General features: G+C 61.9%; 15 protein-coding genes and 1 pseudogene. 2 read left to right on the forward strand and 14 right to left on the reverse strand.

What is annotated here, in order from left to right:
- The 6 genes from QMZ05_RS27930 to ald all read right to left on the reverse strand — a co-directional run.
- On the reverse strand, nucleotides 1–997 hold a 997-nt coding region (locus tag QMZ05_RS27930; protein ID WP_353703683.1), incomplete at its 3' end, for an aminotransferase class V-fold PLP-dependent enzyme.
- Nucleotides 994–2,310: a Fe-S cluster assembly protein SufD gene (sufD, locus tag QMZ05_RS27935; protein WP_353703709.1), complete on the reverse strand. Its 1,317-nt coding sequence runs from the start codon at nucleotides 2,308–2,310 to the stop codon at nucleotides 994–996. The genes QMZ05_RS27930 and sufD, both read right to left, overlap by 4 nt.
- 42 nt (nucleotides 2,311–2,352) lie before the next feature.
- Nucleotides 2,353–3,105, reverse strand: a complete 753-nt coding sequence (gene sufC / locus QMZ05_RS27940) for a Fe-S cluster assembly ATPase SufC (RefSeq protein ID WP_353703684.1) — start codon at nucleotides 3,103–3,105, stop codon at nucleotides 2,353–2,355.
- A gap of 62 nt (nucleotides 3,106–3,167) precedes the next feature.
- The gene (gene sufB / locus QMZ05_RS27945; RefSeq protein ID WP_353703685.1) at nucleotides 3,168–4,664 is read right to left on the reverse strand and encodes a Fe-S cluster assembly protein SufB; all 1,497 of its coding nucleotides are present in this window, start codon (nucleotides 4,662–4,664) and stop codon (nucleotides 3,168–3,170) included.
- 202 nt (nucleotides 4,665–4,866) lie between these two features.
- On the reverse strand, nucleotides 4,867–5,061 hold the full coding sequence (locus QMZ05_RS27950) for a 4Fe-4S dicluster domain-containing protein (protein WP_353703686.1): 195 nt from the start codon (nucleotides 5,059–5,061) through the stop codon (nucleotides 4,867–4,869).
- A 345-nt stretch (nucleotides 5,062–5,406) separates the two neighbouring features.
- A complete protein-coding gene (gene ald / locus QMZ05_RS27955; RefSeq protein WP_353703687.1) occupies nucleotides 5,407–6,519 on the reverse strand; it encodes an alanine dehydrogenase in 1,113 nt (370 codons plus the stop codon).
- A gap of 325 nt (nucleotides 6,520–6,844) precedes the next feature.
- Here ald and QMZ05_RS27960 point away from each other — a divergent pair.
- Both QMZ05_RS27960 and QMZ05_RS27965 read left to right on the forward strand, forming a co-directional pair.
- Nucleotides 6,845–7,081, forward strand: a pseudogene (locus tag QMZ05_RS27960) (XRE family transcriptional regulator); the annotation flags it as partial.
- Between the two features lie 19 nt (nucleotides 7,082–7,100).
- Complete coding sequence (locus QMZ05_RS27965; RefSeq protein ID WP_353703688.1) at nucleotides 7,101–8,414, forward strand: DUF2130 domain-containing protein; 1,314 nt, start codon at nucleotides 7,101–7,103, stop codon at nucleotides 8,412–8,414.
- A gap of 181 nt (nucleotides 8,415–8,595) precedes the next feature.
- Here QMZ05_RS27965 and QMZ05_RS27970 read toward each other — a convergent pair whose 3' ends face one another.
- The 8 genes from QMZ05_RS27970 to QMZ05_RS28005 all read right to left on the reverse strand — a co-directional run bounded on the left by QMZ05_RS27970 (nucleotide 8,596) and on the right by QMZ05_RS28005 (nucleotide 17,294).
- The gene (locus QMZ05_RS27970; protein WP_353703689.1) at nucleotides 8,596–9,738 is read right to left on the reverse strand and encodes an MFS transporter; all 1,143 of its coding nucleotides are present in this window, start codon (nucleotides 9,736–9,738) and stop codon (nucleotides 8,596–8,598) included.
- Between the two features lie 481 nt (nucleotides 9,739–10,219).
- Nucleotides 10,220–11,266 (reverse strand): hydrogenase expression/formation protein HypE, encoded by a 1,047-nt coding sequence (hypE, locus tag QMZ05_RS27975; RefSeq protein WP_353703690.1) that lies wholly within the window; start codon nucleotides 11,264–11,266, stop codon nucleotides 10,220–10,222.
- Entirely contained in the window at nucleotides 11,257–12,405 is a 1,149-nt protein-coding gene (gene hypD / locus QMZ05_RS27980) for a hydrogenase formation protein HypD (protein ID WP_353703691.1), read from the reverse strand. Before hypD ends, hypE begins: the two co-directional genes overlap by 10 nt.
- Nucleotides 12,402–12,638 (reverse strand): HypC/HybG/HupF family hydrogenase formation chaperone, encoded by a 237-nt coding sequence (hypC, locus tag QMZ05_RS27985; RefSeq protein ID WP_353703692.1) that lies wholly within the window; start codon nucleotides 12,636–12,638, stop codon nucleotides 12,402–12,404. The genes hypD and hypC overlap by 4 nt, the downstream gene beginning before the upstream one ends.
- Before the next feature lies 1 nt (nucleotide 12,639).
- A complete protein-coding gene (hypF, locus tag QMZ05_RS27990) occupies nucleotides 12,640–14,919 on the reverse strand; it encodes a carbamoyltransferase HypF (protein WP_353703693.1) in 2,280 nt (759 codons plus the stop codon).
- Complete coding sequence (hypB, locus tag QMZ05_RS27995) at nucleotides 14,916–15,863, reverse strand: hydrogenase nickel incorporation protein HypB (RefSeq protein ID WP_353703694.1); 948 nt, start codon at nucleotides 15,861–15,863, stop codon at nucleotides 14,916–14,918. The genes hypF and hypB overlap by 4 nt, the downstream gene beginning before the upstream one ends.
- On the reverse strand, nucleotides 15,863–16,204 hold the full coding sequence (hypA, locus tag QMZ05_RS28000; protein ID WP_353703695.1) for a hydrogenase maturation nickel metallochaperone HypA: 342 nt from the start codon (nucleotides 16,202–16,204) through the stop codon (nucleotides 15,863–15,865). Before hypA ends, hypB begins: the two co-directional genes overlap by 1 nt.
- Nucleotides 16,197–17,294, reverse strand: coding sequence for a nickel-dependent hydrogenase large subunit (locus QMZ05_RS28005; RefSeq protein WP_353703696.1), 1,098 nt, complete (start codon nucleotides 17,292–17,294; stop codon nucleotides 16,197–16,199). Before QMZ05_RS28005 ends, hypA begins: the two co-directional genes overlap by 8 nt.
- Between the last annotated feature and the right edge of the window lie 10 nt (nucleotides 17,295–17,304).

A 17,304-nucleotide genomic window follows, 5' to 3' on the forward strand; every position in this document is an offset into this window, starting at 1 on the left:
GGCGCAGGGAATGGATGCTCTGTAGCTTTTCCTGCGCGTAAGCGAGCAGTGCGCTCTCGTGCTTGCGGATCCGTGCCTTGCCGATCGAATTAATGAAGTCTATAGCCGCGCCCAAACCGATCGCCTGGACGATCGGCGGCGTGCCCGCCTCGAACCGGTGCGGCGGATCACCATAGATGACGCCCTCGCGCGAAACCTGGCGGATCATCTCACCGCCGCCATTGAACGGTGGCATCGCCGCCAGATTGGCATATTTGCCGTAAAGCACGCCGATGCCGGTCGGCCCATACAATTTGTGGCCCGTCATGACGTAGAAATCGCAATCAATGTCGAGGACATCGACATCCAGATGGACGCATCCTTGTGAGCCGTCGACCAGCACCGGAATGCCGCGGGCGTGGGCAAGCCGGACCACGTCCTTCACCGGAACCAGCGTGCCGAGCGCGTTCGACATCTGGGTGATCGCGACGACCCTGGTGCGCGGGTTAAGGAGCTTCTCGAACTCCTCGATCAGGAAGTTGCCCTCGTCGTCGACCGGCGCCCATTTGATCACGGCACCATGGCGCTCCCTCAGGAAGTGCCATGGCACGATGTTGGAGTGGTGCTCCATGATCGAGAGAGCGATCTCGTCACCTGGCATGATGCGCTCACGGCCAAAGGTTTGAGCAACCAGATTGATCGCCTCGGTAGCACTGCGGGTGAAGATGATCTCTTCGGTTCGATGTGCGTTCACAAACTGCGCCACCTTGGCCCGCGCGCCCTCATAGGCCTCGGTCGCGGCGTTGGCGAGGTAATGCAGCCCGCGATGCACATTTGCATATTCGCTGCAGTAAGCCTGCATCATGCGATCGAGCACGGCCCTCGGCTTTTGCGCGGATGCGGCGTTATCGAGATAAACGAGCTGCTGGCCATGGACCGTTGTGGCCAGCACGGGAAACTCCTTGCGCAGACGGTCGACGTCGTAGCCACCATTGCTGACCGCAGGATGCGTGCTCATCGCCGCGCCTTGAGCCAGCGCTCGGTTTGCGCGATCGCAAAATCGCGCAAATTCTCGTTGGCGATCCCCTCAATCGCCTCACCCAGGAACGCCTGAATCAGCAGCGCCTGCGCATCGTTCTCGGACAGACCGCGAGCGCCCAAATAAAACAGGAGACTGTCATCCAGCCCGCCTGATGTCGCTCCATGGCCGCAATTCACGTCGTCGGCAGAGATTTCGAGCTCTGGCTTATTGTCGGCCTCGGCCTGGTCCGACAGGAGCAGCGCCCGCATCGTCAGTTTGGCGTCGGTCTTTTGCGCCGCGGGACGAGCGATGATTCGCCCCTGGAACACCGAGCGGCCGGCCCCATCGACGACCGCACGAAAATTCTGACGGCTAACGCAATGCGGTGCGGCGTGATCGACCACGAGCGTCGTGTCTGCGTGCAGCGTCTCCCTGAGCAGGTTGACGCCGTTCACGGCAAGCTCAGCCCCTTTGCCCGCCAGCGTGACGAAACCCTGATAGCGGCTGACGGCGCCGCTGTGGATCATGTTGAACAGATTGAGTTTCGCCTTGGCACCGACTGCGATGATCTCCGAGGAGATGTTCACTGCATCGGCCGCATCCGCCTTCACGCGAAGATGCGAGAGGCTGGCCTGATCACCAACCAGCGCGATCGTGACATTGTTGGCTTGATAGCCGCACGCGGTTTCGGCCGAGACAAAGCTTTCCACCACGGTCGCATGCGCGCCATCACCGAGGTGGAGATACGAGCGTGTAAAGTGAGATGCCGAGGAGGCGGTGGCGACGTGAATGACATGGAGCGGACGCCTCAGCACTCTGCCTTCCGCGATCGTCATCACGACGCCGTCGGTTGCCATCGCGGTATTAAGCGAGATCATCGCATCAGCCGTCGTCGACAGCACCAAGCCGGCCATTGCGTCGCTTGTCGAAGTCTCCAGAACCTCGCGCAGCGTCCCTACATCGACGCCCTTTCCGAGCCTGGCGACATCAGATAGATCAGGCGCGAACATACCATCAACCAGCACCAGCTTGATTGCGCCTTCGAATGCCGCTTGCTCGACCGCAGCCTGCGCCTGCCTTAACGCGGGCGCGTCTGGTTGCTGGGCGAGCGGCAGCACATCGCGCATCAAAACGCGAAGATCTGTGTACTTCCACTCCTCGACGCGCCGGTGTGGCAGGCCGACCCGCTTGTAAGCCTCAAATGCTCGCGCTCGAATATCGGCAATACGGCCCGCGCCGGGCAAGCGCCCGTGCGCAGCCGCGAAGACATTCCCCACCGCCCGTTCCGCATTAGCTTTATCCTCCGGCATAGCTTTAGCCAGAACCAGATCCATCCGAAAATCCCCTGCGCGTCAGGCCGCGTCCTCGAATTGGGCGTAGCCAGAGACCTCGAGCTCCAGCGCGAGCTGCTCGTCGCCGCTCTTCACAACCCGCCCTTTCGACATCACGTGCACGACGTCGGGCACGACGTAATTCAAAAGCCGCTGATAATGCGTGATCACGATCATCGATCGGCTCTGTGAGCGCATCGCGTTGATGCCCTCGGCCACGATCCGCAGCGCATCGATATCGAGACCGGAATCTATCTCGTCCAGGATGCACAGAGTAGGTTCGAACAGCGCCATCTGCAAAATCTCGTTGCGCTTCTTTTCGCCGCCGGAAAAGCCGACATTGACGCCGCGCTTCAGCATGCTCTGTGGAATGTTGAGCTGCTTGGCGACCGTGCGAGCCTTCTTCAGGAAATGCGGCGTCGAATATCCGCTTTGGCCGCGCGCCCTGCGCTGCGCGTTGAGCGCGGTACGCAGGAAGTTCATGGTCGTTACACCTGGAATTTCTACCGGATATTGGAAGGCAAGAAAGACGCCCTTGGCGGCGCGCTGGTCCGGCCCCAGCGCGAGCAGGTCTTCGCCCTTGAACAGGATCCGGCCTGCGGTGATCTGATAGCCGGGCTTGCCTGTGATGACATGGCTGAGCGTTGATTTTCCCGAGCCGTTTGGCCCCATGATAGCGTGCACCTCGCCCGCATTGACCGTGAGGTCGAGCCCGTGGAGGATTTCGCGACCCTCGACACAGACGTGCAAATTTCGAACTTCGAGTAATGGCATTCGAGCTATTCCCTGACGTACATCATCGGACCGGCGAGCCACTTTGGTAGGGCTCGCGAAGACTATCCGACCGATCCCTCGAGCGAGATCGAGATCAACTTCTGCGCTTCGACTGCGAACTCCATCGGCAGTTTCTGCAGCACCTCTTTGATGAAGCCGTTGACGACAAGGCTGACAGCTTCCTCCTGAGACATCCCGCGCTGGATGCAGTAGAACAGCACGTCCTCGGAAATCTTCGACGTCGTCGCCTCATGCTCGAACGTCGCCGAGGAATTCTTGGCCTCGACATAGGGCACAGTGTGGGCACCGCATTTGTCGCCGATCAGAAGCGAGTCGCAGGTGGTGTGGTTACGTGCGCCGGCGGCGTTCCGATTTGCGCTGACAAGACCGCGATAGGTGTTCCGCGATTTGCCGGCGGCGATGCCCTTGGAGACGATCCGGCTCGACGTGTTCTTGCCGAGATGGAACATCTTGGTGCCAGAATCGACCTGCTGGAAACCGTTCGAGATCGCGATCGAATAGAACTCGCCGCTCGAATTGTCGCCGCGCAGGATGCAGCTCGGATATTTCCAGGTGATCGCCGAGCCGGTCTCGACCTGGGTCCAGGAGATCTTCGAATGCTTGCCGCGGCAGTCGCCACGCTTGGTGACGAAATTGTAGATGCCGCCCTTGCCTTCCGAGTTGCCGGGGTACCAGTTCTGCACCGTCGAATACCTGATCTCGGCGTTGTCGAGAGTGACGAGCTCGACCACGGCGGCGTGCAACTGGTTCTCGTCGCGTTGCGGTGCGGTGCAGCCCTCGAGGTAGGAGACGTGGGAGCCTGTGTCGGCGATGATCAGCGTGCGCTCGAACTGGCCGGTGTTGCGCTCGTTGATACGGAAATAGGTCGACAGCTCCATCGGGCAGCGCACGCCCGGCGGCACGTAGACGAACGAGCCATCGGAGAACACCGCCGAGTTCAGCCTCGCGAAAAAATTGTCGGAGATCGGCACCACCGTTCCAAGGTACTTCTGCACCAGCTCGGGATGCTCGCGGATCGCCTCCGAAATCGGCATGAAGATCACGCCGGCCTTCTTCAGCTCCGCCTTGAAGGTGGTCGCAACCGACACCGAATCGAACACGGCATCGATCGCGATCTTGCGATTGGCCGACGGCTCACCGCCCGGGGCCGGCTCGACGCCTTCCAGGATCGCGACCTCGCGCAGCGGGATGCCGAGCTTCTCATAGGTCTTGAGGATTTCCGGATCGATCTCGTCGATCGAGGCGAGCTGCTTCTTCGGCTTCGGCGCCGCGTAATAGTAGATGTCCTGGTAATCGATGTTCGGATAGTGGACGCGGGCCCAGGTCGGTTCAGTCATCGTCAACCAGCAGCGATATGCCTGAAGGCGCCATTCCAGCATCCAGGCCGGCTCGCTCTTCTTTGCGGAGATGAAGCGAACGGTGTCTTCCGACAGCCCCTTCGGGGCCTTGTCGGATTCGATCAGCGTCTCAAACCCATATCGATACTGATCGACGCCGATGCGAGCGACGCGCTCAACCGTCTCTCGTGCTGCTACCATTGCCCGCTCCGCTCGCCTTGGGACGATTCCAGCGATTTCCAGCGCCAGCTGCGGCGTGCTCCGTTAGCCGCTGAGGCGATCGCGTAAGTCGCGAGCTCAGGGCTCAAAACCGGCTGAACCAGGCGACCGATCACATCGCTCGCCGTCTCCAATAGCGTCTTGACCTTGCTGCGCGCCGAGGACCCGCTCATCGACCGCTCCTCTAGGCCGGCACGCAGGTGTCAGGCACCGGGCAGACAGCCGCGCATTGCGGCGCGTCGAAATGCCCATCGCAATGGGTGCACTTCGCCGGATTGACCACATAGATGTCGTTCTTGAGACTGATTGCGGCGTTGGGGCATTCGAACTCACACGCGCCACAGACGGTGCACTGGGACGCGATTATCTTGTAGGCCATGCGATTCCTTGGACAGGAGATGCGGGACGGCCTCATCCCTTCAAGCCTCGTGCCAAACGCCGAGCCTTGATTTATCTCGGCTATTTTCCGTCGCATGTTGCGACTTGGACAGCTTGTCGCAAACCCTACAGTCGCAATACAGAGGCTTGATTTCGACGCTGTCCTTGTTCAGCGCGTAGCTGATCCGTCGCCCACACCGCGGCAGCTATCATAGCTGAGCGAATTGGCTCTACGTTGCTGAGCAATTCAATCCGCACTCAAGAGGTCGAACGAGTCCAAAAAAAGGGGCCACTCCGAATGAGTGGCCCAAGTCAGGGAGGAAACGCCCCTAGGGGGCCTCTGGGATCAGGCCGCAGCCTGTTCGATCGGTGAGAATGGCAGGCCGAGGCTCTCGGCCACAGCCTTGTAGGTTAGCCGGCCCCGATGGACATTGAGGCCTGCGCGCAGGTGCGGATTTTCGAGCACGGCCGCAAATCCCTTTTTGGCGAGCGCCAAGCCAAATGGCAGCGTGGCGTTGTTCAAGGCCTGGCTCGAGGTCAGCGGGACGGCTCCGGGCATATTGGCTACGCAATAATGAATGATGCCGTCCACCTCGTAAGTTGGATCATCGTGGGTTGTCGGGTGTGACGTCTCAAAGCAGCCGCCCTGATCGATAGCGACATCCACGATCACCGCTCCCTTGCGCATCGAGCTCAACATGCCGCGGCTGACAAGTTTCGGCGCGCTCGCGCCCGGAACAAGCACCGCGCCAATGACCACGTCCGCCGCGAACACCTCCTGCTCCACGGCGTCGATTGTCGAGAACCTGGTACGAACGCGCCCTTCGAAGAGTTCATCCAGCTCACGAAGCCGGGGTATCGAGCGATCAATGATCGTAACCTCAGCACCCAAACCGACCGCCATGCGCGCCGCATGCGTCCCGACGACGCCTCCGCCGATCACCACGATGCGAGCCGGCGGAACACCGGGCACGCCACCGATCAACAGCCCCCGGCCGCCCGCATACCGCTTCAGGGCGCTACCTGCCGCCTCGATCGCAAGCCTGCCCGCGACCTCGCTCATCGGCGCCAGCAGTGGAAGGCCGCCGTGCGCATCGGTTACGGTTTCGTAGGCGATCGCGGTGCAGCCGGATTTGAGCAATCCCTTGGCCTGCTCCGGATCTGGAGCCAGATGCAGATAAGTGAAGAGGATCTGGCCCTCTCGAAGCTGCACCCATTCCGACGGCTGGGGCTCCTTGACCTTTACGATCATCTCGCTCGAGGCGAATACCTCGCGCGCGGACTCCAGAATAGTTGCGCCGGCGTTGCGATAATTGTCGTCGGTTGCGCCAATGCCGGCGCCGGCGTTGGTCTCGACCATCACGCTGTGACCGGCTGCCACATATTCGCGGACGGCTCCCGGGGTCAGGCCCACGCGATATTCGTGCGCTTTGATTTCCTTGGGAACACCGAGCTTCATTTGCAATCCTCCCTGCCTCAGCGTCCCTTCTAGTCGGAAGGACGCTGCAATACTGATGAGGAGGCGGCCAGATGGCGCAGAAATTCTGCAACGTTTAAGCTGTTACGCAGGATTTCGGACAAACGGATCCCGGCTGGATGGATATGACATCTTTGCGGAGCTTGCCACAGTCCAGCACTGTCGCGATCGTGAAACGATCCACAAGGGCAACGAAGAAAGTCCGATAACGAGCACAAAGAAGACCATGCCCACCCATATGAGGGTTCGGCAACATTTTCGCTGATCTCGGCCTGCCGAGTGCCAGGGGCAGCATCTCAAAGCCGCTGTCGTTGTTCAGCTGAAGCGGCTGATGGCGGAGCGGAAGACTACCAGATTGAAACCGCCAGGCGCGGCCGACATGAAGCGACCCGGCCTGTCCAAGCTGCTTCGTTGGCCTTTGAAGCTGGTTTCAGTGGAAAAGCTGCTGCGCGTGATTACGGCATTCGACCAGAACGTTGAAATAACGGTAAAGCCATATCGGAAGCGGGACGAAGCCGGGCGGATCGCGTTTATCCCGGCCTAGCCTCAGACCGGGAGGGTTCATGACATTTAGTGCGACCGCGGCCACCGGCACCCATGAGCCCACCCTTCATTGTCCGAATTGCAACCACGAGATTCGGCTGACCGAATCGCTCGCCGCCCCGCTTCTCGCGGAAACCCGTCAGCGCTTCCAGGAACAGCTCGCCAGCAAGGACGCGGAGGTCGCGCGCAAGACCGAAGCACTGCGGCAGGAGCGCGAACAGCTTCAGAAGGATCGCGAGCTGATCGACGACCAGGTGGCTCGACGGCTGGCGGCCGAGCGGAACCAACTTGTCGCGATGGAGGCCAAGAAAGCGCGCGATGCGGCCGCAGCTGAACTGCAGGCACGTACAACCGAATTGGCCGAGCTCCGGCAGATTCTCGAGGCGAACAACGCCAAGCTGGCGGAGGCGCAGCAGGCACAGGCCGAACTTATCCGCAAGCAACGAGCTCTCGATGACGAAAAGCGCGAGCTTGATCTGACCGTTGAGAAACGTGTCCAGGCTTCAGCTGAACAGATCCAGGCAAAGGCAAGGCAGGAAGCTGACGAAGCCGCTCGACTGCGCGTCGCCGAAAAAGACCAGACAATCGAGTCGATGTCCCGCACAATCGAGGAGCTAAAGCGTAAAGCTGAGCAAGGGTCACAACAATCGCAGGGGGAAGTCCTGGAGCTTGAGCTGGAAGGTGTTCTTCGCGGCCGCTTTCCAACCGACCTGATCGAGCCAGTGGGCAAAGGCGAACTTGGCGCAGACGTTGTGCAGCAGGTCAATGGCTCTATTGGGCAGGCTTCGGGCATTATCCTCTGGGAATCCAAGCGCACCAAGGCTTGGAGCGAGGGGTGGCTTGGCAAGCTCCGGGACGATCAGCGCCGCTGCGGAGCCGATGTTGCGCTCATCGTATCGCAGGCGCTTCCAAAGCATGTTGAGCATTTCGACCTGATCGATGGGATATGGGTGACGCACCCCCGATGTGCTCTGCCGGTCGCGGTGGCCCTCCGCCAGGCACTTATCGACGTCACCGGCTCGCGCCTCGTGCAGCAAGGCCAGCAAACGAAGATGGAGCAGGTCTACCATTACCTGACGGGGACGAAGTTCAGGCAGCGGGTGGAAGCCGTAGTTGAGAAGTTCAACGACATGCGTGATGATCTCGACAAGGAACGAAAATTCATGGGGCGGCAGTGGGCCAAGCGGGAAACGCAGATTTTGGCCGTTGTCGACTCGACGGTCGGGATGGTCGGAGACCTTCAAGCCATCGCGGGCAAGGCCATGCCGGAGATCTCAAGTTTGGACATCCAGCTGCTGGAGAATGACGTCGAACCCGAGCGAAAGGCAGGATGAATGACTGCCGGCACGCCGGACGCATATTCGAACCCTCGAGCGGCATACCGCTCCCTTGCCGCCTGAACGGCCAGACACGCCGTCGCCTCGTGGAAAGTCGCCTCTTGGAAAGATGGCAGCTTGCGGAGGCAGCGGATGAACTTATCAAAAGCCAGTTTGCAAGAGGCATCCACACCACAACTCAGTGACGGTCCGCCATCACGATCGGCGCCGTGAGCGTGACGGTGCACAGGAGCACGCCCAGCACTGCGAATGCCAATGGAAGGCCAGCCATGTTTGAGATAAGGCCGACGATAGCGGGACCGACGAGCATACCCGTGTAGCCGGCCGTCGTGGTGACTGCGATTGCAAGGCGGGCCGGCATCGCCTTCTGTTTGCCGGCCCGGCGGCACAGCACCGGCACAATATTCGCAGCACCCAATCCGATAAGCAGGCATCCCGCCATGGCAATCGCCGCAACGGGCGCCATTAGCAGCGCCGCGAAGCCTATCATGATCGGCAGAGTTCCGAACATCAATGTGGCGCGATCACCGAATCGCGTCACGACGGCATCTCCGCCAAGGCGGCCTGCTGTCATGGCAATGGAAAACAACATGTAGCCGAAGCCGCCATGCGCCTTCGAGACAAGACCTCGATCAACAAGAAACAAGGCGCTCCAGTCGAGCATTGCGCCTTCGAAAAGAAAGGTCATGGCCGCAAGCGTAGCTATCAGCAACACGCCGCGATCGGGCAGGACGAACCATAGCCGTTGCTCGGTCCGGCCTGTTGCGAGAAACCGCGGCCAGGCCAATACAATTGCAATCGTCATCAGCGCCGAACAGATCAATGCTGAAACGAACGCGTCAGTCCGCAGCGAGAGGCAGGCGGTCATAACAGCGGAGCCGGCGACTTCGCCTATGCAGAACTGGGCGTGGAAGCCGGACATCAACGGACGGCCGGCGGCGCGCTCCACTTCGGTTGCGTGAACGTTCATGGCTATATCGATTGAGCCAAGCGAAACACCGAAAGCAAACAGCACGGCGCCGAGCCCCAGAGGTGTGCTGGCCACAGCGAGCCACGGCAGGATGAGCGCAAGGCCAAGACCGCCACCAAGGATGATGGTCCGGCTGTCGTAACGCGCATTCGGCGCGCCGGTCACGAGCACAGCGACGGCGGATCCAACGCCAAGGCAGAGCAACACCAGACCAAGCACGCCATCATCGACCGCAAGCCGCTCCTTGGCGAGCGGCACCAGAGGTGCCCATGAGGCAAAGCCGAATCCGGCAACAAAAAATGCTAATCGGGTCGCGAGCGAGCCGACTGGCCGATCGATAGACGATAACACGGGGCACTCCGGCGAGAAAAAGCCCGCAAGCGTGGCGCCGACCACCTCAGGGCGCTCGCCTACGGGCGATGCACGGCTCGACGATGATACGTCGGGCTGAACATTCCACTCGTTGCAAGTGTGATGCCATTGGAAGATGACGCGCGGCGTCCCGTGGTGTGAGCCTCAGAGCGGCCTCGAAGCCTGGATAGCGTATTGCCGCTTGCTTTCTCGTATGGGCGCATACGACCGAGGCGACCGCGCTGCGTTTGCACATCGTTCATGTCAGTCGCAGGCACAACAACGCTGGTCGGCTATGTCGCAAAGCAGACAAAGCCGATGCCGCAGCTCCCTGGCCGAAGTCGCGCGATGCGGCGTGCACACAAAGTAAAGCCTCCGATCATGCGTTTTCAGCGCCCTGCTCAGACGCCTGCTACAGCTGACGAGAACTAATAGACGTCCCGGAAGCCGAACCAATCCTTCGTGCCGGCGCGTGGTGCCCTCAACAGATCCGGGGCAGTTGTTCGCCCGACAGCCAATCGACAATTCGTCCGCCGCCAAAGCTGGTCGACATCTGCACCAAATGATGATGATCAGCCACCGCCTCGCCGATATCAGCCGCATCGCACCCCAGCGGATGCGCCTTCATGGCGGCAAGCACGGCATCCGCCATATCCGGCGCCACGATTGCAACGAGTTTGCCCTCGTTGGCGACATGGAGCGGATCAAGCCCAAGGAGTTCGCAGGCTGCCGCAACTGCCGGCTTTACCGGGATAGCCTCTTCCTGCAGGCGGAATCCGAGGCTCGATTGATGCGCAATCTCGTTGAGCGTTGCGGCAAGACCGCCGCGCGTGGGGTCGCGCATCACCCGGATGCCGGCTCCGCCGGCCGCAACCATGACGGCCACGAGATCATGCAAAGCCGCGGAATCCGAGACAATGTCGATCTGGAAAGCCAGGTTCTGGCGTCGCGACATGATCGCCACCCCATGGTCACCGAGGCTGCCGGAAACCAGCACACGATCGCCGATCGTTGCCCTTTCGGCGGACAGGTCGAGCCCAGCGGCCAGAACGCCTATGCCGGTCGTCGAGATGAACAGGCCATCCGCTTTGCCCCGCTCGACGACCTTGGTGTCGCCCGCGATGATGTGGACGCCGGCGTCGCGCGCCGCTGCGCCCATCGAATCCGCAACCGCCTTCAGATCCGAGAATCGGAAGCCCTCTTCGATGATGAAGCTTGCCGCCAGATAGAGCGGCCGCGCGCCGGCCATCGCGACATCGTTGATTGTGCCGTGCACCGCGAGTGACCCGATATTGCCGCCGGGAAAGAACAGCGGTGAAACAACATAGCTGTCAGTCGTCATCACCATCCTGCCCGAGCGGACACCGAAGGCCGACTGATCGTTGCAACGGGCGAGCCATTCGTTGCCGAACGCTTCGTGAAACAGGCCGAGCACCAGCTGCGCCGTGGCACGCCCCCCGGAACCGTGGGAAAGGTCGATGCATCCATTCTTGATATCGAGCTTGCGCTGATAGGACTTCACTCGCATGACGGCTGCCGCACCTGATAGTCGCGGCCCCGGCCATACGTCCAGTGCGCGGCACAGGCTCCTTCCGATGAAACCATGCAGGACCCTGTGGGGGTTTCCGGCGTGCAGACCGTTCCGAACAGCTTGCAGTCAACAGGCCTCTTCACGCCGCGCAGGATGGCCCCGCACTCACACGCCGGATTGTCGGCGACGGGCAGTTCGTGCATCACGAAACGCATCTCGGCGTCGAATTTGGCGTAAGCCCGCTTCAGCTTAAGCCCGCTATCTTGTATGAGCCCCAGCCCACGCCATTCGAACTGGTCGCGGAGCTCGAAAACGTTGGACACCTCTTCGATGGCGCGGCGGTTACCTTCACGCCTCACCGCACGGCTATATTGGTTCTCCACCTCGGATCGGCCGTCATTCACCTGCCGAACCAGCATCAGGATGGCCTGCATCACGTCGAGCGGCTCAAATCCTGCGATCACGATCGGCTCGCCGAATTCTTCCGCCAAACGCTCGTAAGGCTCCGTACCGATGACGGCGCTGACATGCGCAGGCCCGATAAAGCCGTCGATTTCGGCCCGGCCGAGAGTCTGGATATCGGGACTCTCGAGAATGCTTTGCATCGCCGGGGGAGTCAGCACGTGGTTGCAGAACACGCTGAGATTCTTCAGCCGCTTCTTCTTGGCAAGCCGGATCATCACGGCCGTCGGAGGCGTCGTGGTCTCAAATCCAATGGCAAAAAAGACCACCTCCTGATCCAGCGCCTGTTCGGCGATCCGGATAGCATCGAGCGTCGAATAGACCATCCGAACGTCAGCGCCGAGCGCCTTGGCTCGCAACAGGGATTGTCCTTGCGAGCCGGGCAAGCGCATCAGGTCGCCGTAGACACAGAGGGTGACCTGCGGCCGGGCGGCGAGCCGGATCGCCATGTCGATCCGGCTGGTGGGGAGAACACAGACCGGACAGCCCGGCCCGTGGATCATGTGGACATTCGCCGGCAGCAAGTCCTCCAGGCCATAGCGGGAGATCACATGCGTGTGTCCGCCGCAGAACTCCATAAACCGGTAGGCCCGTTGTGGATCCGCCTCAGTGCCGATCGCCTGCGCGAGCCGCTGAGCAATGGTCTTGTCGCGAAATTCGTCGGCATATTTCATGACCCGAGCTCCTGCCCGACGCTACCTAGCTCCTGCAGCAGCTCCAGCGTGCGCTCGGCTTCTGCGGGGTCGATTTTGGCCAGGGCGTAGCCGACATGGACAAGGACGTAGTCTCCCACGGCGAGATCGTGGACGAGCGCGATGGATATCTCCAGGCTGACGCCATCGACGGACACGATGGCCATGTGACCGGGAAGGAGTTCGGCGACCTCAGCCGGAACCGAGAGACACATATCAGGCTGTTCCTTCCAGAGCTTGCGGCTGCTCAGCGGTCTGAAGGGCGGCGATCCACGCTTGTCCGAGGCTCAAGCCACCGTCGTGAGGCGGAACCTGCCGTGGCAACAGCGGAGTGAGGCCGGCCGCAATGCAGCCGCGCTGGATTTCATCTGCGAGCACCGCGTTCAGGAAGCAACCGCCGCTCAGAACGACGGTTGTGACGCCGGTTGTCTGCGCAGAGCGTGCCACCCAATCAACGCAGGCGGCGGCGAAGGTGCCATGAAACAGCTCGGCACCCTCTGTGGCGCCGATATCGTCTGCAATCAAACGGGCAAACAGCGGACGAAATGACAGCACGCCGCCATCGATCATCCAGCCCGCTTCGAGCACCGCAGTCTGCCGCACCCGCGCCTCGAGCTTCATCGCGGCCTCGCCCTCATAACTCTGCAAAGTGGCGACCCCGAGCAGCGCCGCTGCTGCATCGAACAGCCGGCCCGCGCTGGTCGTGGTGGTCCCACAAGGTCGCTCGAGCAATGCCCGCAGCTGCTCGGCCTGCGGCTGCGACGCAAAGCGACGCGCAATTTCATGTCCCTGTCCCAGCATCTGAAGTATCGCGCTCGCCATCCGCCAGGGCTCGCGGGCTGCGCGATCCCCGCCAGGCATTTGCAAGGGTGCGAGATGCCCGATGCGTCGAAACCGGGCGCCTTCGCACAACAAGAGCTCGCCACCCCAGTTGCCGCCGTCGCAGCCAAAGCCATAGCCGTCGAGCAGAAGGGCGAGCGTAGGCGCGGTGAGGCCATGCTCTGCGATGACGGCAGCAGCGTGCGCGTGATGGTGCTGGACAGCGATCAGAGCGCAGCCGCTTGCCTCCGCAAAGCGGGTGGACGCCATGTCGGGATGCAGATCATGGGCCATGACGACAGGTCTCACGTCCAGGGTCGACGTGAGATGCCGGACCGTCTCCTCGAAAAAGCGAATGCCTTCAGCCGTATCGAGATCGCCGATGTGCTGGGAGACGAATGCCTCGTTGCCCCGCGTAACGGTGACAGTTGACTTCAGCGCGCCGCCGACGGCGAGCAAGGGCGGCACGGACCTGGCAAGCCGGATCGGTTCGGGAACATAGCCGCGGGCGCGGCGAATGAACTGGCGCCGTCCGGCCACGACCGACACCACGGAATCATCGGCACGCGTCAGGATATCGCGATCATGAGTCACAATAAGATCGGCGATGCCGGCAAGCCGCCGCAGCGCCTCCCCGTTGTCGATCGGGAGCGGTTCGCCTCCGAGATTGGCGCTGGTTGTGACGACGACCGGACCGCCACTCCCGACGACCGGACCGCCACCAGCAGGCCTTGCCCCAATCGAACCAAGCGCGTGGAAGATAAGGTGATGCAGCGGGATCACGGGCAGCATGACTCCGACGCGCGACAGGCCGGGGGCTATCGCAGGCGCAAGATTGTTGCGCGAGCGCATCAGAACGATCGGGCGGGCTACGGATTCGAGCAGCGCGAGCTCGGCGGCATTCGTCTCCGCAATCTCGTTGGCCTGCTCTATGGAACCGATCATGACCGCGAACGGCTTCTGGTCGCGCTGCTTCCGCTTACGCAAACGCCGCACCGCGTCATGATTGGCTGCGTCGCAAAGCAGCTGATACCCTCCAATCCCCTTTATCGCCACGATCTGGCCGCCCGCGATCGCCGCGGCAATATCGTCGATCCCATGACTGAGCCGAGGGCCGCATGACGGGCACGCGATCGCCTCGGCATGAAAGCGGCGGCTCGCCGGATCGGCATACTCGGCCGCACAGGCGGCACACATCGCGAAGACCTTCATCGCAGTGTTGCGGCGATCGTACGGGAGCTGTCCGGCAATGGTGTAGCGCGGGCCGCAATGGGAGCAATTGATGAAGGGGTAGAGGTAATAGCGGCTTGCTGGGTCGAACAACTCATCGAGACATTGCTGGCATGTTGCGGCATCGGCGACGATCCGCGTCGACGACCTGCCCTGTTCGCTGCGGCGGATCGAAAAGTCTTTGGCCCCAAGCGCTCCGATCTCCTGAACCGAGATGTGATCGATGCGTGCCAATATTGGCCTTTCGAGCGGCAAAGCGGCCACAAACTCGGACGTACCGTCGCCCTCGACCTCGATGATGACGCCGTCGGGATCGTTGGCGACGAACCCGGCCAGCCCATAACGGGCAGCGAGACCATATACATACGGACGAAAGCCGACGCCCTGAACGGCGCCGCTGACGCGCACGCGCAGCCGCGTTCCCGAGCCGGCGAGTGCCTCGCTCATGGCGCCGTGCCCGCGACGGGATGGGTCCGATCTGCCGCCTGCTTCCCGATCCAGGCGTAGAGCGCGGCAAAGCCCTCGCCGGTACGCGCTGAAACCGTCAGCACTTCAATCCCTGGATTGACGCGTCTCGCATACTCGACGGTCTGGCCCAAATCGAAGTCGACTAGGCGCGCCAGATCAATCTTGTTGATCAGCATGAGCGACGATGCGGCAAACATTTCCGGATATTTGAGTGGCTTGTCTTCACCCTCGGTGGTCGAGAGCACCACGATCTTGCAGGCTTCGCCGAGATCGAACGCCGCGGGACAAACCAGATTGCCGACGTTTTCGATGAAGAGAATACCGCGCTTGAATGGCGGCAAGCGGCGATAGGCCTCGCTGACCATCGCAGCATCGAGATGGCAGCCCTTGCCGGTATTGATCTGAATTGCAGGCACGCCGGTCGCGCGAATGCGCTCGGCATCGTTCGAGGTCTGCTGGTCGCCTTCGATGACCCCGAGCGGCCAGCTCCGCTTGAGCTCGCAGACGGCGCGTACGAGGAGCGAGGTTTTTCCCGCGCCAGGGCTTGAAACAAGGTTGAACACGAGCATGTCATCGGCCAGGAATCGGGCGCGGTTGTCGGCCGCGATCCTGTCGTTCTTGCCTAGCATATCGCGCCCGACCCGAATGACCCGCTCGCTGCTCATACCCCCAACCTTCAATCCGGCCGGGTCAGCCGCGCAATCCACAAGCCCCCGTCCGCCATGAGCCTGCTGACGGCCGTGATCACGATGGCGATGATGATGGCGGTGGCGAGAATCATGCACGTCCTGACCGGCATGCACATGATCATGGCGGCGATCACCATGATCATGTGCATGGCGATGATCATCGGCATGCGCACCTTGCGCGTGGGTGGGTTCGGTGGAGGGCGCGCCTTCGGCACAGCCGCATATGCTACACATCAGTCGATCTCCAGCTCTTTGACCCGCATCTCTTCGCCGGCAGTCACCTGCAGCTGGTAGCTGCCGCAGTGGGGGCACGGCTCGCAGCGCCGGGCAATCTCGACGCTTGTCGAACAGGCCATGCACCAGGCGAGGCCAGGCTGCTCGACGATCTTGAGAACCGCGCCGTCGGCGATGGTCCGCGCAGCAACAGCCGCAAAGCTGAGCTTCATCGCTTCCGGAGCGACATAACTCAGCGCTCCGATTTCCAGACACACGGTCTTCACCTTCGAAAACGATCGCCGGCGCGCCTCCTCCTCGACAATCTCGATGATGCCCTCACAAAGCGCCATTTCATGCATCGCCGACTTCGCGAAAATTGAGGGTGAAGGCGACGCACGGGTCGAACGATTCAATCACCCTGCGAATGGCAGCTCGTGCGTGCGGCCTCGCCGTCAGCCCCGCGCCCTGCAGGCTGCGGAAAAGCGGTCCGCGCGCGTGGAAATTCCATTCGGTCGGCGCAAGACATTCGAAGCGCGATATCTGCCCCTGACGATCGAGCTCAACCGCGTGATAAAGACGCCCCCTGGCGCATTCGACCGCGGCCGCACCACGGCGCGGTCCCAGTCCGTAGCTTTCGACGATTCCATCCTGCGCTGTCTCGATATGAGCCCCGGCTTTGAACCAAGCGCACAGCCCGACGATTTCGGCGATCCTCGCCTTCAGCCGCTCGGCCGGCGCCGACCGGCCTGGCGAAATCCGGCCACGCATCATTTGGCGCGCCCACGGACCCGTCTCGGGAATCCGGCCCTCCAGGTCGGGGCAATGGCAAACCCTCACGTCATTCGCGAGCAGCCGTTCAATGATGTCGTGGTCGTCGGCAGCCGACAGGAACGAATGCTGCATCGGCACAGGCTTCACTACGGCTTCCTCGAGCGCGGCGATGCGAAGCGCAAGCGGGCTACCGGGCATCGGCGCACCGTCTTCATTCGCTATGCCGAGAGCGGTCAGCGCGGCTGCGATGCGCACTGCTGCCTCGCTGAGAGCGAGGCGGCAGTTGGCCTTTGTGCTGCCGGCAAGCGCCGACACGTCCTGCATCAGGGCGCGGATCGCGTCGGCACCGGTGGGATCCTGCGCGAGATGGGCGACAAACAGGCCCCGGAGCAGTTCCGCCAGCCGCTCGGCAACGACCAGGGTCATACGATGCTGCCTCGTCGCAAGGTTGATGCCTGCGCCGCGCGCCGCCCCGATCGCGGACAGGAATGCCACCTGATGCGCGGCGGCACACAACGAAAACAGCCGCGGCAGCGCATTGAGCAACGAACTGGCCGATTTGCCGGCGAATAGCCGCGCCAGTGACGGCCGGACGCGCGGCAGGATTTCGACCGCGGCAATTGCATTGCCAGCAAGCGATACGGTGACCTCTATCTGGTCGCGGACGGCGAGGCTCATGCGCGCCCCC

Source organism: Bradyrhizobium sp. INPA03-11B, assembly GCF_040446015.1.
GTDB lineage: Bacteria > Pseudomonadota > Alphaproteobacteria > Rhizobiales > Xanthobacteraceae > Bradyrhizobium > Bradyrhizobium macuxiense_A.